Source organism: Rahnella ecdela, assembly GCF_019049625.1.
Classification (GTDB): domain Bacteria; phylum Pseudomonadota; class Gammaproteobacteria; order Enterobacterales; family Enterobacteriaceae; genus Rahnella; species Rahnella ecdela.
In genome coordinates this window covers 50,008-72,310 of record NZ_JAFMOY010000117.1, presented here as the reverse complement: position 1 = coordinate 72,310, position 22,303 = coordinate 50,008, and the positions used below count along the sequence as shown (strand labels likewise).

Here is a 22,303-nt window from a genome sequence, read left to right as displayed (position 1 = left end):
TGATGAATAAGTGGCTACTACTCATCTTGGTGATCACTTGCCCCTGGACTGTTCGGGCATCGTTAGGTACCCCTCATCCGCGTGAAACCGGCCAAATGCCATCACGAGTCCAGCCGCCGGCCAGACAAGCAGGGGAGGGGCTCAAAAAGCAGGATAACGTGAGCGAGCCGCTGAGAAACATATCGCCGCTCGATAGTATCAACGGGCTTGAGCCGCAAAGAGACCCCTCTCCTGTTCCTTCCTTAGCCCGTCGTGTTATCGATAAACTGGCCCGACAGCAGCAGGAAAAGCATCATTTACCCCGTAACGCCGCGTTCTACTTTGTCTCGTTCTCTATCCCTGAAGAAGGGTTGACGCGCATGTTGTATGAGACCCGTCAATACGGCATACCCGCCACGCTGCGGGGGTTGGTCAATAATGATCTGCGGCAAACCGTTGATGCGCTGGGAAGGCTCGTTCAGGACGGGGCAACCCAAGGTATCCAGATCGATCCCACGTTGTTCAGCCGCTACGGCATCGAAAGCGTCCCCGCTTTAATTGTGCAATGTGATAAAGGGGTCGATGTCATCCATGGCAACCTGAGACTGTCTCAGGCCTTGCAGAAAATGGCCACCCAGGGCGACTGCGCCACGCTCGCCCACCAACTGTTGGTGAGAGGGGGCCGTCATGGCTGACTCGCCGGTGACAGGCAGGGCAGTCGCGCAGATACTCTTACTTATCACACTCTGGTCAGGGGTACACTCTGCCGACGCCGATGCTAACAGCGATTACAACGCGGGGGCGGACTTCGCCAGGCACATCCAGGGACAGGGGGAAGAGATGCTTAAAAACTTCAAACCCGAAGGTCAGTTACCCAATTATACGCCAAGCCCTGCCGAATCCAGGTATTACGGTGGGGTTTCTGCCGGGGGAGATAAAGGGTTAGTCAATGACGGGGTAAATGAGTGGGCAAACAGTGACGTCGGCAACGCGGTCAACGACTCTGTGTTAAATAACCCCAAAGAGCCTCTTTCACCGCAAACCCCCTTTATTAAGACGGGTAAAGAGACAGAGGCAGATGCCGACCATGTGGTAGGAGAGACCGGTGAGCAATGCCACGCGCGGGACAGGAGTCGCACCGACTCGACGAATTACACCTGTGAGAGAGATTTACATGTCGAACAGTATTGTACACGGTCTGCAACAATAACCGGTGACTGGACCGTGGACTGGGAAAATAAGGATTTTGAACTCCACCCCACTTATTCAAGAAAGGGGAAGCAAGTTGTCTTCAGCTTTATTTTGCCGGAAGGTGGGGCTGTAATCAGTGCCCGTTTACACGTGACCTCGAGTCAATATTTAATGAAATCGAAAGTGGAATTTATGAACACGACGTTCTTCATCTATCAGAATGATAATATTTCGCTGAATGTCGACGGAATGGGCGTAGCAAAAGGGCAAGTGTTAACGGGGACGAGTTGTTCGAATAGCGGAAAGTGTACCGGCTCTGTGGATGATGTGATTTATCAGGCATTCCTGACCGGCAGGGCAAATATGCTATTAAAAATCACCCTGAGAGGGGAAGTACGAAAATGGGTACCCAGGATTGAGTGGAAAGAAAATTGTCCCTTTGCTAAAGCAGAAGGAGAATTAAAAACAACGGAATGTATCGAGCCGGGCGGGAATAAAACCCGCTATGTTGAAAACCAACCTTATACCCTATATCAGCCCTGCTGGGCATACAAAGACACCTACCTGACGCAAGCGGCCGATCCTGGATCCTGTAAACCCTATATGGACAACCCCGCCTGCACGCTGGCAACCCGCCAGTGTGCATTCAGCTCTGAAGAAGGCGTCTGCTTGCATGAATACGCCACCTATTCCTGCGAAACAAAAACGTCCGGGAAAGAGTTAATTTGCGGCGGTGATATCTTCTGTCTCGACGGGGAATGCGATAAGGCCGAGAAGCACCAAAGCAACGATTTTGCGCAGGCAGTATCCCAGCTGGCGGCGGTTGCCGCGGCCGGTAAGGATGTGTCGGCACTGAACGGCGTAGACGTGCGGGCGTTTACCGGACAGGCGCGTTTTTGCAAGAAATTCGCAGTGGGATTGAGTAACTGTTGCAAAGATTCAGGGTGGGGGCAGGATATCGGGCTGGCCAATTGCAGCAGTGATGAGAAGGCGCTGGCAAAGGCCAAAGAGAAAAATCTCACGGTGAGCACCGGTGAGTTCTGCGCCCGCAAAGTGTTAGGCGTCTGCCTGGAGAAGAAACGGAGTTATTGCCAGTTCGATTCCAAGCTCGCGCAAATTGTGCAGCAACAGGGACGGGCAGGGCAACTCGGCATTGGGTTTGGTCGCGCCAACCATCCCGACTGTCGGGGGGTGACGGTGGAAGAATTACAACGCATAAATTTTGCACGTTTGGATTTTAGTCATTTCTTCGATGATTTACTCAGCCATCAGAACGTCCCCTCGGACAATGAATTATTGGACAGAGTGAAGGAACAAATTACGCATCAGTTACAAACTAAGACATCGCATTAAAGACTAGGTATTAAATATTCTTTTTGTGCATATCAGCAGGCCAAAAGAAACACCTTAGAAATAGGTGATTAGAATCGGGTTAACGTATGACGCTCAGAGGGTTGTTTTTACTTGTGATGATATTTTTGTCGCCATTGCCACTAAGCGCTCATGACGCAGGGTGGCAGTGGTATAACGAACCGGTTAAAGAGACGACGCCAGAAAAGAGATTACCTTTACCCCCCGCCCCCAATCCTGCTGATATTATGAATAAGCTGGCCAGGCTCCAAGAATATACCAAGCATTCACTGTATGACGCCATTTTATATCCGTCCGTTCCCCACTTTGCCCGCTATTTTCAGATGCAAAATTACTGGACTCATCAGGCCGGACTCTTTTCGATGAGCGCGAAAAAGGCGATGCTCATTCATCCCGAGCTCGACTACAACCTGCAATATAGCCACTACAACGGAACCGTAAAAAATCAACTGTCTGCCGACGATGTCCGGCAACGTCAGGCCATACAAACCTTAAGCCAGCAGTACGGGGTGTTCTTTTTCTACCGGGGAAAGGAACCTATTGATGAACAATTAGCGCAGGTTATCAAAAACTTTCGGGAGGGCTATCAGCTGAGCGTCATTCCCATTTCAACAGATGGCGTGGTCAGCCCGCTTTTACCAGACACTCGACACGATGAGGGACAGGCGGCGCGTCTCGGCCTCAAATATTTTCCGGCCATGATGCTTGTTGACCCCCGCACCGAAAGCGTCAAACCCCTGTCCTACGGATTTATCACTCAGGACGATCTGGCAAAGCAGTTCCTGAATGTCTCCACGGACTTTTCCCCCACCTTTTAAAGGAATATCGCGGCATGCGCATACATCACTTACCCGAACTGGATATTACTGGCATGTGGGTCGTTGCCATTGGCGTCTGGTTTCATATTTTTGCCCACCTTGTCAGGAAACAGCCTGACATGGCCATGCAGTTAGGGGAGGCGGCCGCGGTCATGATGGTTGTGGTGGGGGGATACAAAATCCTCAACAGGGAACTGGAGAATATCGACAAAAAGGAGCGTGATGACCATGAAATCCACCATGAAGATCACACCAAGTAGCCTGCTCGTGCTTGCACTTGGCATAACCTATGCCGCGGTACGCGCCGATGCCGCAGCGCTAGACAGGCCAGGTCACGGGGTCATGGGGGCAGGGCAGCCCGTAATCCATGCATCTGACAGGAAAAAACCGTCTGCGCACTGGCGCATCTTAAGCAATGGACAGCAGGTAGATCTTAGCCAGTGGAAAGTGGTGGTGTTCATGCAATACCACTGCCCTTATTGCCACCAGTTTGACCCTTTGTTGAAACGATTGGGTGAACGGATGGGCCTTTCAGTATTTCCCTACACCCTTGATGGTCAAGGCGATGAAACTTACCCCGGTGCCTTGCCCGCGCCGGCAGACGTGATGAAGGCCTTTTTTCCGTCCCCGATGCCTATCGCCACGCCCACGACATTTTTGGTGAATGTAAACACCCTGAATACCTGGCCGATTATGCAAGGGGCAAGCGACGAGTACGCTTTTTTAACTCGCCTGGATAGGGTGTTTCAGGAGGCGGTAACCAAGGAGGCGGGGAGTGAGTAAACGCCATGGTCACAAGATGTCCAAACGTTGGGCGCGCTCCCTGTTCGTGTTGGGTGTGGTGGTCGTCAGTTCGTCATACGCCGACGTTAACAGCGACATGAATCAATTTTTCAATAAGCTGGGTTTTGCCTCCAATACGAGCCAGCCACAGGTATGGCAAGGGCAAGCTGCCGGCTATGCGTCGGGAGGCTCCATCTACGCGAGGACGCAGGTCAAACAAATCCAACTGGTCTCCATGACGCTTCCGGATATTAATGCCGGTTGTGGCGGTATCGATGCTTATCTTGGCGCGTTCAGTTTTATTAATGGCGAACAATTACAGCGCTTTGCCAAGCAGATCATGTCGAATGCCGCCGGTTATTTCTTCGATTTAGCGCTGCAGACGACCGTGCCTGAGATTAAACAGGCGAAAGACTTTCTACAAAAGCTCGCCAGTGACGTGAATAGCATGAATCTTAGCTCCTGTCAGGCCGCCCAGGGCATTGTCGGTGGGCTGTTTCCACGAACACAAGTCTCACAGCAGAAAGTCTGTCAGGACATCGCCGGTGAGAGCAATATTTTCGCGGATTGGGCGGCATCACGTCAGGGGTGTACCGTCGGAGGCAGTCTCGATGATGTTCAGGACAGGGCCAGTGAAAAAGACAAAGAACGGGTCATGAAAAACATCAATCTGATGTGGAACGCATTGTCGAAAAACCGGCTTTTTGACGGCAACAAAGAACTCAAAGAATTCATTATGACGTTGACGGGGTCGCTGGTATTTGGTGCTAACGGTGACATCACGCCGCTGCCGGCAAGGACTACGGACCGCGACCTGATTAAAGCCATGATGGACGGCGGCACGGCACAAATTTACCACTGTAATGACGCAGATAAGTGTCTGAAGGTGGTCTCCGATACCCCTGTCACCATTAGCCAAGATAAAGCCCTTAAAGCGCAGGTTACTCAGCTCCTCACCAGCATTCAGAACAAGGCGGTAAGCGATGTTGCGCTGACCGAAAAGGAAAAAGGCTTCATTTCGAGCACCTCCATTCCTCTCTTGAAGTATCTGGTTGACCCCCAGATGTTGGGTGTTGCAAACAGTTTGGTCTACCAACTGACCGATTACATCGGGTACGACATCCTCTTGCAGTACATCCAGGAACTTATCCAGCAAGCCAGAGCCACCCTGTCTGTGGGCAATTATCCGCAGGCATCAATGGATCTGGTGATGGATAACCTGAATCAGACCACGCAGCAAATCGCGGCATTTCAGGCCAGGGTCCAGGTTCAGCAGGATGCGTTACTCGTGGTAGACCGCCAGATGAATTACATGCGACAGCAGGTCTCTGCCCGCATGATGACCCGTTATCAAAATAACTACCATTTCAGCGGGGGGCAATAATGTTAGACATTTACACCCTTGCGGGAGGGGAATGGCTGCGCGGAACTTTCAATGCAATCGCGGCGTTCATCGGCACCCAAACCTGGAAAACGATGTCGCACATGGCTTTGTTGTTTTCAGTGCTCATCGTCGCCGTTAACTGGACGAGAAAACACGATGTACTGGATATGGTGGGGTGGTCCTTTGTGCTGGTGTTTGTCTCTTTAATGGTGATCATTCGTACCCCGATTCAGATCATTGATAACAGCAATGCCGTGCAGGTATATGAAGTGGATAACGTGCCGGTGGGTCTGGCGCTGCCTGCGTCACTTTCCACCCGGATCGGACATGCGCTGGTGCAAAGCTACGAAACGGTTTTTTCACAACCCGACAGCGTGACCTACAGTAAGACGGGCATGTTATTTGGGGCAAATCTGGTCGCACGCAGCACGGATTTTCTTTCCCAAAATTCACAAATCACGACGGTGTTTTCCGATTATGTACAAAACTGCGTCATGGGTGACATCTTTCTCAACCATAAATACAGTCTTGAAGATCTGATGAATTCATCCGACCCCTATACCTTGATTTTTGCCTCACCCAGTCCGTTAAGGGGCCTATTCACCCAAAAGAACGATTATCAAACCTGCAGCGACGCTGCCGTTGAGTTGAAAAGCAAACTGGCACTGGATTCCAACACCGGAGGAAAGACGTGGCATTACTATGTTCGGCAACTCTTTGGGGGAAAGCCCCAACCTGATCTGTTGTTCAGCCAGCTGCTGGGGGATAGCTATGGTTACTTTTACTCCTCCGGCCAAAGTGCCAGCCAGATTATCAGACACAACGTCACGTTAAATGCGCTTCGAGGCGGTATCTTAAGCTATGCCTCCCGCAATGGTGATACCGCCAGCCTCCTAAACATTGCCACCACGTCTTCGCTTGAGAAACAACGTCTCGCCCATGCGTCTCTCGGGCAGGTCGCACTGCAATCCCTACCGATTATGCAAACGGTTCTGATGGGGATTTTGGTGGGGTTGTTTCCGATAATGGTGATGGCAGGTATGTTTAATGCGGTCACGACGTCGGTGGTTAAAGGCTATGCCTTTACCTTTTTGTGGCTTCAAACATGGCCACTTCTCTACGCCATTCTCAACAATGCCATGACATTTTATGCGAAACAAAATGGTGCTCCTGTGGTGCTGTCTGAACTGTCGCGGGTACAGGTTAAGTATTCGGATATCGCGACCACCGCGGGTTACATTTCAATGATGATCCCCTTCTTATCCTGGAAAATGGTCATGGGTTTAGGTGAGGTTTTCTCCAGTATCAGCTCATCCCTCGGGTCAGCTTCACTGAGCTCAACCTCCGCCTCTTCCGCAAGCGTTGTCGATGGCAACTATTCCTTCGCCAATATGCAAACGGAAAATGTGACGGGTTACAGCTGGAATACCAACAGCTCGACGTCGTTCGGACAAATGACACAGCAATTGGCCAATGGGGCCACCTCAACACAAACACGTGATGGCGGACATGTGGTTGACGCGACGGGCAGCATGTCTAAAACACCTGTCGATATTCTGATCACCCGTTCGGTTGCCCGCGCCCAACAGCGAATGGCCCGGGAGTCAGAATCGCAGGCCGAAACGGCAATACAGGGTTACAACCGCAGCGTGGTCAGTGCTTGGAATGCATTAAACCAGTTCAACAGTCACCGAGGGCACAGTGCTTCGCTGATCGAAGGCGCGGATAAAGCTCAGAATTCTCAGGAATCGTTGATGCACAGCAAAATGTGGAATGCCGTGACCAGCAATGCGAAAGCTAACCACATCAGTGCAGAACAATCCTTTCAGAACCTCATGGACAAAACCTCCCGCGGTACCGCGTCAGCGGAAGCCTATGCAGCAGGAAGATTCAGTAGTGGAGATCAAATCGTTGGCAGAGTAGGACGCTTGGCGACCGGGCTGAGTGTCGAAGGGGGCGGGCGGATCACAGGTAGCGTCTCTGGAAGTTCGGGGTCAACACAGAGCCTCACGGATTCTGGACGGCAATCTCATGACACACGTCACGACATCAGTTCTCAGGCAGCGAGGGACTTTAGGGAAAGCCGTGATTATCTGACGTATTCCCGTACGAGCCAATCTGGCAACGCTACGGAGAATAATTCGGTGTCCCGTGTTGACCAGTTAGCAGCCTCCCTGAGTAAGGCGAAAAATAGCTACGACCAGTACACGCAAGCTTTTACACGTAGCCAAGAGTATGCGCAAATGGCCTCCCGAACCCAGTCACTCGGTGGTCAGATGAATCAAAACCTTACGCAACAATTCTCCAATTTTGTGCGTGAACGCGCCCCCCTTGACGCGGACACCTTACTCACTGACGCGGGTTCTGCGGAGATAGCTGCAAAACGGGAGAACTTGGCTCGTGAGTTCGTGCGTAATCAAATGGCGCCAAGAATGGCCACTGAGCCAGGATCACCAGAACCCGCAACAGGTGAAATTATGCCCACGATGAAACCCCGTGATGTCGACGGTGGGATCGGCGCTGATTTTAAAAGCAACCGTGAAATAATTGAGGGTCAGACTCAACATGCCGGTATTCGCGAGGGCGTCAATAATACCGTCAGGGAGATGATTAAAAATAGCCAGGCCCATCATTTAGAAACTGAAAATAATATTGAGAGGCAATCAAAATACATTATCACGCATGCCCGCGAACAAAATAATGATTTCGACAATGAGCAAAGAAAATATCAGGCGGGATATAATAATGAAAAAGATAAGCAAGGCTCCCTGCCAGGTGCTAAAACCAAGCGCGAACTCCTAGATGAGGGCATAAATCTTGAAGGAAACATGGATATGAACGAGCCAAAATAATCATTCTGAATATCCTCAAAAAAAATGGATGAGAGAGCCAGTTAATAAAAAATGAATTCAGGAGTCCTTCAATTTTTATAATCCATGAGGATATTCCTACGTTTCTTGATGTGTAGCCCCAGCCTGTTGTTAAACATGCATTGCAAAATATATTTACTTCCCTGCATCCTGGTGAACTCAATGAGCTTTAGCGTAAAAGACATGACGCAAGGCGGACAAATTGCAGCAATGCGTTTCCGCATGTTTGGACAAATCGCTAACATTATATTTTATTGTTTATTCCTTCTTTTCTGGACGACGACCGCACTGACAATAATGCTCCGGTTGTCATGGCAGACTTTTATCAATGGCATGGTGTATTGGTGGTGCAGGACACTGGGTCCTATGCGTGGCTTGATGCACGTGCAACCGGTTTACCATTTGGACTATTACGGCAGGAAACTCAGTTATAACGTGCAGCAAATACTCACTGAAAAATACCCCCTTTGGTGTGGCGAACAGCTTTGGGTGAGTTTTCTGATAGCGGCTATGGTCGGGAGTGTCATTTGTCTCATCGTCTTCGTTGTTACTGTCTGGGTATTGGGATCCCGGGGTAAAAAACAAAGCGAAGATGAGATCACCGGGGGGCGTCAGCTCACCGCAGATCCTGGTGTGGTGGCCGCGATGCTAAAGAGGGAGGGGAAAACCTCGGATATCCACATCGATAAGCTCCCTCTGATAAAAGACAGCGAAATACAGAACTTTTGCCTTCATGGAACCGTGGGGTCTGGAAAGTCTGAATTCATGCGTCGCCTGATGGACCATGTCCGTAGGCGCGGAGATATGGCGATTGTTTACGACCGCTCCTGCGAGTTTGTGAAAAGTTACTATGACCCCTCAAAAGATATCAACCTCAATCCCCTCGATGCCCGTTGCCCTGCATGGGATTTGTGGCGTGAATGCCTTACCCAGCCCGATTTCGATAACGTCGCAAATACCCTCATTCCTATGGGCACCCGAGACGATCCTTTTTGGCAAGGTTCCGGTCGAACCATTTTTGCCGAAGCAGCTTATGTGATGCGAAAGGATTCTGATCGCCGGTATGCCAAGCTGGTCGATACGTTGTTGTCTATAAAAATGGATAAGCTCCGGGCTTATCTGAAATCTTCACCTGCGGCGAATCTGGTGGAAGAAAAAATTGAAAAAACGGCGATCTCCATTCGTGCCGTTCTCACCAATTACGTCAAAGCTATCCGTTATCTCCAGGGGATTGAGTGTCATGGTGAACCTTTCACTATCCGTGACTGGATGCGCGGGGTGCGCGAAGACGGAAACAACGGCTGGTTATTCATTTCATCGAATGCGGATACCCATGCTTCCCTCAAGCCTGTCATATCCATGTGGCTGTCGCTGGCAATACGCGGTTTGCTCTCAATGGGTGAAAACAGACAACGCCGCGTATGGATCTTTGGCGATGAATTGCCCACCTTGCACAAGCTGCCGGATCTGGTTGAAATCCTGCCCGAGGCGAGAAAATTCGGGGGGTGCTATGTGCTGGGCTTTCAGTCTTATGCCCAGCTCGAAGATATCTACGGCACCAAAGGCGCGGCGACGTTATTTGATGTGCTGAACACCCGTGCCTTTTTCCGTTCGCCGAGCAAGCAGATAGCAGAATTTGCCGCAGGGGAGATCGGGGAAAAGGAGTTGCTCAAAGCGTCTGAACAATATTCTTACGGCGTCGATCCTGTGCGTGACGGGACCTCGGTGGGCAAGGACAGGGAAAGAATGACGCTGGTCAGTTATAGCGATATTCAAACGCTGCCCGACTTAACCTGTTATGTCACCCTACCGGGCCCTTATCCTGCCGTAAAACTTCCGCTTAAATATCAGTCTCGCCCAAAAGTGGCTGCGCCGTTTATCCCCCGTCAGGTAGATAGTGAGGCGGAGTGCCGGCTGAGCGCAGTCCTGACCACCCGAGAAGAAGAAGGACGGCGTATTTCAGAATTATTTGCTCAACCTGAAACTGACGCGACGGGGTCTGAGCGCCTTCCGGATGGTGTGAGAATGCAAAGTGTGGCACCCGCAGAGGCCTCTGCTCACACACCTCATTGCGCGGTGCCGACTGATGATCAGACTGCCGGCACTTTCGCCGCCACACCGGCCGGCCATGCCGGTGGGCAGGCGTCTTTACGAGACGACGGGGTGACGCTACCGCCAGGCCTTGAGAACGAGGGGGAGGCTGTGGATTTTGATGCTTACGCACGGTGGCAGTCTTCACAGGTGGCAGAACGCGCGATATGGCGGCCAGAAGATAGCGACATACCTCCCGGTCATGCGCCACCTGATGAGGTCGAGGTAGGGGACAGTTTCTGATGATGAGTTTCAGTCGAATCCGGTCGGCCGAAAATGCGGCCAGCTACTACACCGATGAGGACAATGACTATGTGCTGGGGAGCATGAGTGAGCACTGGCGCGGGGAGGGGGCCAAACGGTTAGGATTAAAGGGGGCAATAGACAGACTTACGCTGAGTGAAGCCTTAAACGGGCGTCTGCCAGGCGGGGCTGACCTTAGCCGCTGGCAACGCGGAGTCAATACACATCGCCCGGGATACGATCTGACGTTTTCCGCACCAAAAAGTGTTTCCGTCATGGCCATGCTGGGAGGGGATAAGCGCCTTGTCGAGGCCCATAATCTTGCCGTTGACCTGGCACTAAACCAGGTCGAGTCATTGGCCTCGACACGGTCTATGCGTGAAGGTCATTCTGAAACGGTACTGACAGGCAATCTGATTATTGCCTGCTTTAACCATGATACTTCCCGGGACCAAGATCCCCACCTGCATACGCACAGCGTGGTAATCAATGCGACCCGCAATGGAGAAAAGTGGCAGGCGCTGAGCAGCGATACGGTGGGTAAAACCGGATTCTCAGAAAATGTCCTGGCAAATCAAATTGCGCTCGGAAAAATATACCGGCAGGCACTGCGCACGGCGGTGGAGAAGATGGGCTATGAGGTCGAAATTGTTGGCCGACATGACATGTGGGAGCTGCGTGATGTCCCTGTGAAGGTCTTCTCTGGTCGGAGTAAAGCCATTGATGAGGCGGTGGGCGCGGATGCTTCCCCTCAATCACGCGATGTCGCCGCCCTCGATACCCGAAAGGCCAAAAAAACACTGTATCCAGCGCAAAAAATGCTCGAGTGGATGACAACTTTAAAAACCACAGGTTTCGATATGGCCACCTATCGTGAGCGTGCTGACCAACGACTGAGGGAAGGAATGACGCCTCGTCACCCGCCGTCCCAGGCAGACGTGAACCAGGCTATTAGGCAAGCCATTTCACTGCTCAGTGAAGCAAAGACCCAATTCTCTTACTCGGATGTCTTAGCCAAGACGGTCAGTCAACTGCCCGCCCAGGGTGGGGTGATTGAGCAGGCTCGTGCAGGAATAGAGGGGGCGATCGCAGACCAGCAGCTTATTCCTCTGGACAAAGAGAAAGGGGTTTTTACCTCTTATATTCATGTCCTCGATGAGCTCTCCATCAAAACCTTAAGCGCGGAACTCTTGTGCCATGGGCGGGTTGCCATTCATCCACACAGGGAAGGCACCCGCGCAGCACCCTTCAGCGACGTGGTGAGTAAACTGGTACAGGACCAACCGGCTATCGCAATACTTTCTGGCACGGGTGGCGCGGGGCTTCAGCGTGATCGCGTGGCAGAATTGATACGTTTGGCCCGAGCTCAAGGCCGTGACGTGCAGATACTCACCGGTGATGCAGCGTCCCGTAAATTCATACAAAACGACCCGCACCTGGTGAATGAAACGGTGCTCACTAAGGCCCGTTTGCCTGACGGCACGGCGTTTGTTCCCCACAGCACCCTCATTGTGGATCAGGGCGAGAAGCTCAGCCTGAAAGAGACCGTAACCTTGTTGGAGGGCGCTCTACGAAACAATGTTCAACTGTTAGTGATGGATGCGCAGCAACGGGGAGGAACAGGGAATGCGCTGGCCATTATGCGTGATTCAGGCAGTAAGTCTTACCGTTATGAGGGGGGAAAGCAGGTCGATGTCACCGTCATCAGCGAAACGGATAAAGATCAACGCTACAGCCGGTTAGCGCACGACTACGCCTCTCACCTAAAAGAAGGAGGGCACGCGGTCATTCAGGCCTCAGGCCCGCGCGAACAGAAGACCCTCATCGATGTGGTGCGTCAAGCCCTTAAGGCTAAGGAAATCTTGTCCCCAAAGGATGCATTTATCAGCACAATCGTACCGGTGTGGGTACCCAGTAAAGGTCGCAGGGTACGCGATCATTACCAGGAAGGCATGGTCCTGGAGCATTGGGGGAGACAAAGCAAATCCCCTGTCAGGTTTGTTATAGACCGCATAGCGCATAAGACACACGCATTGACGTTGCGTAATGAGGCGGGGGAAACAAAACAAGTCCCACTGTCTGCACTCGATAGCCAGTGGTCGCTTTACCGACCACAGCGACTCCCTGTCGCGGTAGGTGAGAAGCTGCATGTTTTGGGAAAAATGCCTCAATATCAACTGCAGTCTGGCGATGTTCTTCGTGTCGTTAAGGTGGAGGGGGGCCAATTGGGGGTTTTACGAAACAATCAGTCCACCCCGCAATCTTTGCACGTGGCGGGGTCCCCTTTTGGGGCGATCAAAGTCGATCAGGCCTGGGTGGAGGGCCTGGGGCGATCCGTCAGCGATACCGCCACTGTCTTTGCCGCGGTCGCCAATCGTGACCTCGACAGGAGGACATTGAATCAAATTTCGCGAAGTGGCGTGCAGGTGTGTCTGTATTGCGCGCAGCAAGAGCAAAGAACGACGGAAAAACTCGCCCGGCACTTTGTCTGTCGCACTGTCATACAACACCTCACCGAGGTCTCCGGTCGGGAGAAGATAGAGGAGGCTATGATGTGTCAGAAAGCACGCCTGAATACGCCTGCGCAACAAGCCCTCCATTTAGCCATCCCCGTCCTTGAGGGCCAAAAACTGGCCTTTTCACGTATCTCCCTTCTCGCCACCGCCCAGCAATTTGGCGAAAGTGCGTTAACACTCCCTGTCCTTGAAAAAGAGGTCAAACAGCAAATCCATGATGGGGTGCTCATTTCAGTCAGTGCCTCCCACGCGTACGGCGATGATTTACTGATATCTCGCAGCGCTTTTGATGCCGAAAAGCGCATTATCCGCCATATTGCCGAAGGGAAGGGAGCGGTCCAATCACTCATCGCGCACGTGCCCGACCAAGTGTTAACGGGCCTGACCGCAGGGCAACAAAAAGCCACCCGGCTGATCCTGGAAACACACGATCGTTTTGTTGCTGTTCAGGGGTATGCCGGCGTGGGAAAAACCACACAGTTCACCGCTGTGATGAAGGCTATCAACGCCTTGCCAGAGGAAATACGACCCCGTGTCGTGGGGCTTGGACCTACTCACCGTGCCGTCGGGGAAATGCGCAGTGCCGGCATCGATGCGCAGACGCTGTCATCTTTTCTCTTTGATGCAGACCTGCAGCACAAACACGGGGATACGCTCAATTACCGCAGCACGGTGTTTGTGGTGGATGAAAGTTCAATGATTGGTAATGCTGATATGGCCAAAACCTATGCGCTGATCACCGCCGGTGGTGGGCGGGCCGTTTTCAGCGGCGACAGCAGTCAGCTTCAACCGATTTCTTCAGGTCAGCCCTTTAAGCTGCAACAAGCCCGCAGTGCTGCAGATGTGGCGATCATGAAAGAAATTGTGCGACAAACACCGGCGCTGCGACCGGCGGTTTACAGCATGATTGCCCGAGACATGGCTGGCGCCCTGAACACCGTTGAGCATGTGAAACCTGAGCAAGTTCCCCGCCAAAAAAATGCATGGGTGCCGCAAAGCTCCGTGATTGAATTTACCCGCAAGCGAGAACAGGAAATACAACGCGCTGCCGCAGAAGGGAAATATCTCCAAGAAGCGCAGCCCGCCTCGCTTTATGCCTGTATCGTGAACGATTACATGGGAAGAACATTCGAGGCACGTAGACAAACGCTCATTGTGACCCATCTCAATGAGGACCGGCGGGCGATTAATGCACAGATCCATTCTGCTCGTGAAAAAGCCGGCGAGCTCAGCGGGAAGACACGCCGCCTTCCTATTCTGGTGGCTGCCAATGTCCGTGACGGCGAGTTACGACGGATCAACACGTGGGAAGAACACCGTGATGCCCGTGTTCTGATGGATAAGGGTTATCACCAGATTACCGACATTGATGTCAAATGCGGTCTTATTACGCTTCGGAATAGTGAGGGGACCACACGATTACTGTCCCCACGTGAAGCGACCAGCGAAGGCCTCACTCTTTATCTATCCGATCACATTGACGTAGGGGCGGGCGACAAAATACGCTTTTCAAAAAGTGACAATGAACGTGGCTACATCGCTAACAGTGTGTGGACCGTCGTAGAAGTCTCCCGTGAGGGGATCAGGCTGACGAATGGAGAACAGACCCGTACGGTCAAACCCGAAAGTGATGAGGCGCAACGTCATATCGATCTGGCATATGCCGTGACGGCACACGGTGCGCAAGGGGCCAGTGAGTCGTTTGCTATCGCGCTTGAAGGCACTGATGGGGGACGTGAACGAATGGTAAGTTTTGAATCGGTGTATGTGGCGCTCTCTCGTTCAAAACAACATGTACAGGTCTACACCGACAATCGCAATGCGTGGATAGCAGCCATGGACAACGTCACAGAGAGAAGTACCGCTCACGATGTGTTGGTACCGCGCAGCGAGCATGCCGTAAAAAATGCGAAACGGCTTTTAAAACACGCCCTGCCATTGCAGGACGTGGCAATGGGCCGAGCGTTGCTCCAGCATTCAGGGTTGCAAAAGGGACACTCGCTGGCACGATGGCTTACCCTGGGGCAGGATAGCCAGCCCCATATCTCTTTTCCTGTTTATGACAGCAATGGAAAATCGGCCGGTATCTGGCTAAACCCTCTAAAGCAGGGGCTGGATCTCGATGTATTGACATCGCAGGGACAAGTATTGGGGATCCCGGAGGCCCAGTTTGTGGCCTTACAGGCAAGCCGTACTGGTGAGGTTCGTCTTGCCCAGAATATGCATGAAGGTACGGCGCTGGCGGCACGGCACCCCGAAAGCGGCATTGTGGTCAGACTGTTTGATGAAGGTCGGCCCTGGAATCCTGGGAGAATGACCGGCGGGAAATTATGGGTAGACGGTGTCACGGACATTGCGCTTTCGAAGGAAAATGCCTGCATCTCAAACGAAGTAACACAAGCGAGACGTGCAGATGAAATTCAGCGGCAAGCGCTGGAAAGACGGGCCGAACAAACGGGGCGGGCTATGAGGGAGACTGACAAATCCTCGTCAATTGCTACGTTGCCAGATGAGAAAATCAAGACGCTGATCAGTGATGTCATCAGCCGTATGGACAAAAAATGTCTTTCGGGAAAGTTACCCGTCTTCGATTTGTCAGAACGACAAAAGCAAGCAGACGCTGTGAATCATATCGTGTCAGAAAATCGTCATAGAGAGCGTTTTCAACAGATCGAAAATGGCGGGGTTAGCGACAAGACCTTGGATGAAAACTGAAACAGGTCTTCAGCGGGGCGGCACTTTTTATTTGCCCTGGCACGTTGACTCATCGTGTCTGAACCCTTTGTTTTAAAAGTAAAATGCCGTGAGTGTGTGATGTCTGAGGGCGGCTTCCCACATATTATTAGCATCAGTTCATCCCTTTCGTTCACCTGTTCGGAATACGAAAGGGATGCACCGTGTCACAACAATCACACTTAGCGCTGCAGAGACAGTTGACCAAGACAACGTCCTTGTCATCCTAATACATCCTGTTTCACAGCGCGGCAATGGCCTCGATTTCAATTAATGCATCTTTAGGGAGTCTGGCAACTTCAACACATGTACGAGCGGGGAAACCCGTATGGTGTTCAATGAAAAAAGCACGGTAAGCCTCATTGACCAAGGCGAAACTCTTTAAATCCTTAACGAACACCGTCGTCTTTATCATATGGTTCACACTTAATCCTCCCGCTTCAATAATGGCCAGTACATTTTCCAGTGATTGCCGGGTTTGCGCGGTTATCCCTTCAGGAATTTCTCCCGTTTCAGGATGGACGGGCAGTTGCCCTGAGGTCATCACCATATTTCCCGGACTTCCAAATACGATCCCCTGAATATAGGGGCCAATAGCACTGGGTGCGTTATAGGTCTTAATTTCGTGAGCCATTCCAACACTCCTCAAAAAATAAATTGAGGGGCAATCCTAAGCCTCATCTTTGAGGGAAACCATTATTTATAAACCCCTAATAAAAAGTGCATTATTTCAAATTTAAACAAACTGATTACATAAAAGAGAATATTGCCAATTTTTAGCAAAGCAGGGTCGATGAAGTTGTGATATGCGTCCAACTTTGGGGCGCTTTGAAACAATTAACTAACATTATATTTTGCTAGTTAAGATCACATATCTCTCTGCTTTGGAGGGTAATAAGATAAAAGGTGTTATTTAATATAATGATTTAAATCAAGTGGTTGCAGTCAGTGTTTAGGAGTGTGGAATATATTTTCAGCAAAGGTTATTTTTATAGAAGTAAACGGCATTATTTATCGCTACCAGGAGGAAAATATCCTACGGATGGCCCTTTTTGCTATGGAATCCAGAAAACATTTCCCTCTTCTCTCCGTTATACTTATCCCATTATAACAAATACCGAATCGACTGGCCCATGAGTACGCGTAATTTTAAAAACAATAACTTTTTACCCTACCTTTTAAGCAGGAATGACTATGACACTGGAAACAACAAATACAGAACTCACGCCCACGTTCTCCTCACAAGCAAAAAGAGCGGGCATGACAGACAGCGAATGGCACGAGGCGATCAGGTTTGATAGTACTGACCGGGGATGGATCATTATTAGTATAGGTATGGCTATCGGTGCCGGCATTGTATTTTTACCGGTGCAAGTGGGTTTGATGGGATTATGGGTATTTCTTCTCTCGTCGGTTATTGGCTACCCGGCAATGTATCTTTTTCAGCGTTTATTTATAAACACATTGGCCGAGTCACCAGAGTGCAAAGACTATCCGAGTGTCATCAGTGGTTACCTGGGTAAGAATTGGGGGATATTGCTGGGGGCACTTTATTTCGTCATGTTGGTTATCTGGATGTTTGTTTACTCCACGGCAATTACGAATGATAGCGCTTCATACCTCCACACCTTTGGCGTAACAAAAGGCCTCCTTTCCGACAATCCATTTTACGGCCTTATCCTTATCTGTGTCCTGGTGGCTATATCCTCGCGGGGTGAGAAACTCTTATTCAAAGTCTCAACAGGAATGGTATTAACCAAACTTTTAGTGGTCGCCGCGCTGGGCATTTCCATGGTGGGATTGTGGCACCTCTATAATGCAGGCACTTTACCCCCTTCGGGCCTACTGATTAAAAACGCCATTATTACTTTGCCGTTCACGCTGACATCAATACTGTTTATTCAGACACTCAGTCCCATGGTCATTTCGTATCGATCTCGTGAAAAATCAATTGAAGTGGCACGTCATAAGGCACTGCGGGCCATGAATATCGCATTTGGCATTCTGTTTGTGACAATCTTCTTTTATGCCGTGTCATACACCCTTGCGATGGGGCATGACGAGGCACTTAAAGCGTATCAACAAAATGTCTCAGCGCTGGCAATTGCTGCCCAGTTCATGGGTGACGGGGGCTCATGGGTGAAAGTTGTCAGCGTCATCCTGAACATTTTTGCTGTCATGACAGCGTTCTTCGGCGTTTACCTGGGGTTCCGCGAAGCCACTCAAGGCATCGTCATGAATCTCCTGCGCCGCAAGTTGCCCGCAGATAAAATTAATGAAGCCTTTGTGCAGCGTGGGATCATGCTGTTTGCCATTCTCCTTGCATGGAGTGCCGTGGCGCTGAATGCACCCGTCTTAAGTTTCACCTCCATCTGCAGCCCTATCTTTGGTCTGGTCGGGTGTTTGATCCCCGCTTGGCTCGTTCTGAAAGTTCCTGCATTACACAAATACAAAGGTACCTCACTGGTGATCATTATCATCACGGGGATCCTGCTTTGTATTTCGCCATTCCTGGCGTTTGCATAATCGGCATAAAGGCACGAATGATGATGACAACTTTTTCACCTCAGCAGTGGAATGATTTTATACGTATTGTGAAGGAAGAAGTGAAACCCGCGACGGGATGCACTGAACCTATCGCACTGGCGCTCGCTGCGGCGACGGCGACGACTTATCTTTCCGGTTTACCTCAACGGGTGGAGGCCTGGGTGTCGCCAAACTTGATGAAGAATGCCATGGGGGTGACCGTACCAGGGTCGGGAATGAAAGGACTGCCGGTCGCGGCAGTCCTGGGAGCAATATGCGGTGATGCAAAGGCCGGTCTGAAAGTCTTGCATACTGTGACTTCACAGGATGTTTTAACCGCCCAAGACTGGATGAGACAGGGAAAAGTGGCTGTTAACCTCCAGCCTGACTGTACTGAATCGTTGTATGCCCGCGCGCGGGTGTTTTTTGAAAACGAACACGCGACGGTCACCATTACAGGAGATCATACGCGTATCACGGCGATAGAAAAAGGCAGTGAAGTGGTCTTCAAACTTTCAAAGGGTTCGCAGTGTGATGATTCTGCGTCTTTGCAGGCCTATTTCTCGTCTGTGACCTTGACGCAAATCGTAGAGTGTATTGATGCTGTGCCGATTAATGATATCGACTTCATTGTCGAGGCGGCAGAGATCAATAATGAACTGTCCCTGGAAGGGCTCAGGCACGACTGGGGATTGCATATCGGCGCCTCTCTCATGCGACAGCGAAGTCGCCATCTGATCGGGGACGATATTTTGTCATCGATCTTGATTCGGACGGCTGCCGCATCAGATGCACGAATGGGGGGAGCGGCGCTGCCCGCAATGAGTAACTCAGGCTCTGGAAATCAAGGGATAGCGGCCACCATGCCGGTCGTGGTGGTGGCAGAACATCTTGGAGCAGGTCGAGAAAGGCTCTGCCGGGCATTAATGCTTTCACATCTGACCGCGATTTATATTCACAGTAAACTGCCAAAATTGTCGGCGTTGTGCGCTGCAACAACGGCCTCTATGGGCGCTGCAGCAGGAATGGCTTGGTTGCTGGGGGGTGAGAGCAAAGTGATACTCATGGCGATAAACAGCATGGTTGGGGATATCAGCGGTATGATCTGTGATGGCGCATCGAACAGTTGTGCGATGAAGGTTTCAACGGGGGCGGTGTCAGCCTGGAAAGCAGTATTGATGGCGCTGGATGGGACATCCGTTTTGGGCAGTGACGGTATTGTGTGCGATAACGTTGAGGAGTCCTTAAACAATCTTACCTCGCTTGCAAGCCATGCTATGCGCCATACGGACACGCAAGTTATTGAGATGATGCTCCTTAAAAAGCATTCGCTTATTTCATCTTGCTAACCGACCCGTTTACGCTGGGGGGATTGAATTGGGTACGTTGGCGATTTGGGCACTGTAGCGAGATTGAACGGTGACAATTTGCCAGAACAGTAGTAAAGACAACAGCTTTCGCCTGTGCTAAATCTGATGAGGGCTGTTACTCAATTTTTTGCACATAATTCCCCGTTTCGGTGACGGTTGAGCTCATGATGGCGCGGTAGGTTTGCGCTGTAATGAACTGAATCTTCATATTTCACAGGGTATGGGAGAGCAGTTTTGTCAGGCGAACGTTACCTCCCGGAGAATGTTCAAAAGCTTAACTTCCAGTCCTTTCCCACGCAGGACATCGATGACCTATTCGTTGGCAAATCGCTCCTTTAAAGGGGACATCATCTTACTTATGGACAGCTGGAAAATAGCAAAAGCTGTCATTGAACGAGACGTCTGTCAGTCAACGGCGAATAATCGTTATGTACAGTGTCACGATTACGCGCAGTAACTATTCTCGCGAATGGGAATGTGAACAGTAATTATTTAATAATATAATCATAGGATTATATTATTTTGAGCCCTATATCACAGTCCTGGGGACAATGTTTAATGATAAAATCGGGACTCCACTTCGGTGGGAAGACAACTTAGGTGTCCATGCAGGCATGTGTATCTCACATAATTCCCATTGCAGGGGAGAATCGTGGCTGAAATGACGGGAAGGGTGACGAATAAGCGCACGATAATGTCATTTGTTTCTATCGCCTCTGATGCCAATTGCGTCACTGTCATGGAAACGAAGTTTACGCCCTCGTATGGCTTACGAATGCAATACCAGAGCCTAAGAGAGGGGAGGTTCATTGTGCTTCCATTCATTTTAAAAAGAGGTGTATTGTTTGACCGTTGGTTATGAAACTCGTCCTACCGCCGATCTGGCCCATCTCGCCTGGTGCGCCCTTATTGCTGTAAAATTAGCTCAACAGCAAGGCAAAGCCCAATCCGAACTCGAGCAACATCTTTTCATTATGAAATGGCTGACGACCGCACAAAAGCGCAGGCTCCTTCCCAAAAGCGTAGCAGCAGATATTTCGTGGTTGCTAAGTCAGGGGAAACGTTACGGTTTTGGCGCAAACCTGCTGAAAAAATTAGACTACATTTATCGCTCAAGCATAGGGGCGTTGGCCGATCAGAGCGCGCTTTTTAGGTTCACCTTTTTTATTGAGACACTCAAGACGATGGGATGGACGGATTATTTGCTCCCCCCTAAAGACTGGGAGAGCGGTTGGACATCTTCTGACACCGCGAAAGCGGTCTATACACCCAAGGCTCAACTGCATCCGGCCTTCGACGACACCGGCAAGTTAATCCAGCCATTATCCATCAGGTTTACCGGCGATGTGTCGGGTGTCTTTGCATTGATGGAACAATGCCATCTCAGTTTTGCCCCGCAAGAAAAGCATGAGGGATTCTCGGAGTTCATACTTCCCCTCTGACGATGTCTTATCCTCTGATGTCCGATTAGCATCAACAGCACGCACATCCCGGTAATCCGACATTCCACCTCTTGACCCTGACTGTTTCTGCAGGCAGGGTAATTCCTGACTCAATTCCCCTCTTTTAATGCGACATTTCGCCGGATCAGTGACATGAAAATGATTTTTTCATGTTAAATATCAGCGGCAATGAGAAAGAGCTCGCAATACTCTTCTTCAATATAAAACGATGTCGTCATCCGAATTTTTCCCTCTTATTATAAATAAGATCGACATCCTGCATGATAAATGTTGTATCGCACGCGAATAACGAGGCATAACTAATGATGCCCATTTACACGTTAGCTTAAAGAGACGTTTCCCTGATGAGTAAAATAGTTGAAAGGCAATGTCGTTATTTGAGAATAGAGAGGGTAAAGAAAATTCCTAATGAATTGTCATGGGTTTTGTGAGAATAAAAGGGCGAAAAAAATCCGTTCTCTTCGCTAAACATGGAGCAGAGGGGAGTTATAGCGAAGAGAACGGTAAATAATGCAAGGAGGATAATATCGGTAATTACACTAGGGAAGTGCAAAGGTATATTTGATCAAATAAAAATATTTATCAAGGCTTTCGTGTGTAAATAAAACATATTTCGGGGTGATGTTCGTGGAAAAAAACCGTCCACCTCTCTGACGCAACGTTCTTAAAAAAAAGAGAGGCGAACGGTAAGGCATGAAGAGCCATTTTATTATTGTCACATCGTTCGACAATGCAGATTGTGGATTGGGGAATGCAATATTTCAATTTAATATGATGGGTGGGCGTCACATTTCTCTGCTTTAAAGTAATTGGTTTGCCGTTCGTTTAATATAAAATTACATTTTATCATTTTATATTAAATTGCGTGTGTAAATTTTTTTGAAGTTGATTTTATATTTTCATTATCTATATGATATTAAACAATTTGTATATCCATATTGATATTATTGGTAGTGGTGGTGAAA

The 22,303-nt window shown here is 50.2% G+C and carries 13 protein-coding genes; 12 read left to right on the top strand and 1 reads right to left on the bottom strand.

The features are described from left to right. Positions 1-2: 2 nt before the first annotated feature. The 9 genes from trbC (at position 3) to traI (ending at position 15,961) form a co-directional block, all read left to right on the top strand. Positions 3-674 carry a type-F conjugative transfer system pilin assembly protein TrbC gene (gene trbC / locus J1784_RS07260; RefSeq protein WP_238485435.1) on the top strand — a complete coding sequence of 224 codons (672 nt, stop codon included), beginning with the start codon at positions 3-5 and terminating at the stop codon, positions 672-674. After that, on the top strand, positions 667-2,523 hold the full coding sequence (gene traN / locus J1784_RS07255) for a type-F conjugative transfer system mating-pair stabilization protein TraN (RefSeq protein ID WP_217148615.1): 1,857 nt from the start codon (positions 667-669) through the stop codon (positions 2,521-2,523). The genes trbC and traN overlap by 8 nt, the downstream gene beginning before the upstream one ends. A gap of 86 nt (positions 2,524-2,609) precedes the next feature. Further along, positions 2,610-3,359 (top strand): type-F conjugative transfer system pilin assembly protein TraF, encoded by a 750-nt coding sequence (traF, locus tag J1784_RS07250; RefSeq protein ID WP_274387315.1) that lies wholly within the window; start codon positions 2,610-2,612, stop codon positions 3,357-3,359. Positions 3,360-3,373: 14 nt separating this feature from the next. Further along, complete coding sequence (locus J1784_RS07245; RefSeq protein WP_217148614.1) at positions 3,374-3,619, top strand: conjugal transfer protein TraQ; 246 nt, start codon at positions 3,374-3,376, stop codon at positions 3,617-3,619. Further along, a complete protein-coding gene (gene trbB / locus J1784_RS07240) occupies positions 3,600-4,142 on the top strand; it encodes a type-F conjugative transfer system pilin assembly thiol-disulfide isomerase TrbB (RefSeq protein WP_217148645.1) in 543 nt (180 codons plus the stop codon). Before J1784_RS07245 ends, trbB begins: the two co-directional genes overlap by 20 nt. Before the next feature lie 16 nt (positions 4,143-4,158). After that, positions 4,159-5,526 carry a conjugal transfer pilus assembly protein TraH gene (gene traH, locus J1784_RS07235; RefSeq protein WP_119825103.1) on the top strand — a complete coding sequence of 456 codons (1,368 nt, stop codon included), beginning with the start codon at positions 4,159-4,161 and terminating at the stop codon, positions 5,524-5,526. Next, a complete protein-coding gene (traG, locus tag J1784_RS07230) occupies positions 5,526-8,378 on the top strand; it encodes a conjugal transfer mating-pair stabilization protein TraG (RefSeq protein WP_217148613.1) in 2,853 nt (950 codons plus the stop codon). The genes traH and traG overlap by 1 nt, the downstream gene beginning before the upstream one ends. A 180-nt stretch (positions 8,379-8,558) precedes the next feature. Further along, positions 8,559-10,730 (top strand): type IV conjugative transfer system coupling protein TraD, encoded by a 2,172-nt coding sequence (traD, locus tag J1784_RS07225; protein ID WP_217148612.1) that lies wholly within the window; start codon positions 8,559-8,561, stop codon positions 10,728-10,730. Then, positions 10,730-15,961: a conjugative transfer relaxase/helicase TraI gene (gene traI / locus J1784_RS07220; RefSeq protein WP_217148611.1), complete on the top strand. Its 5,232-nt coding sequence runs from the start codon at positions 10,730-10,732 to the stop codon at positions 15,959-15,961. The genes traD and traI overlap by 1 nt, the downstream gene beginning before the upstream one ends. A 259-nt stretch (positions 15,962-16,220) precedes the next feature. On the opposite strand, the gene J1784_RS07215 is transcribed toward traI, so the two are convergent. Further along, positions 16,221-16,613, bottom strand: a complete 393-nt coding sequence (locus J1784_RS07215) for a Rid family detoxifying hydrolase (protein WP_119825111.1) — start codon at positions 16,611-16,613, stop codon at positions 16,221-16,223. Between the two features lie 560 nt (positions 16,614-17,173). On the opposite strand from J1784_RS07215, the gene J1784_RS07210 reads away from it, so the two are divergent. From J1784_RS07210 to J1784_RS07200, 3 genes are all read left to right on the top strand, one after another. Beyond that, positions 17,174-18,505, top strand: a complete 1,332-nt coding sequence (locus J1784_RS07210; protein ID WP_217148610.1) for an amino acid permease — start codon at positions 17,174-17,176, stop codon at positions 18,503-18,505. Positions 18,506-18,525: 20 nt separating this feature from the next. Continuing rightward, positions 18,526-19,854, top strand: a complete 1,329-nt coding sequence (locus J1784_RS07205; RefSeq protein WP_274387318.1) for an L-cysteine desulfidase family protein — start codon at positions 18,526-18,528, stop codon at positions 19,852-19,854. A gap of 866 nt (positions 19,855-20,720) precedes the next feature. Further along, entirely contained in the window at positions 20,721-21,317 is a 597-nt protein-coding gene (locus J1784_RS07200) for a DUF2913 family protein (RefSeq protein WP_217148608.1), read from the top strand. Positions 21,318-22,303 lie beyond the last annotated feature (986 nt).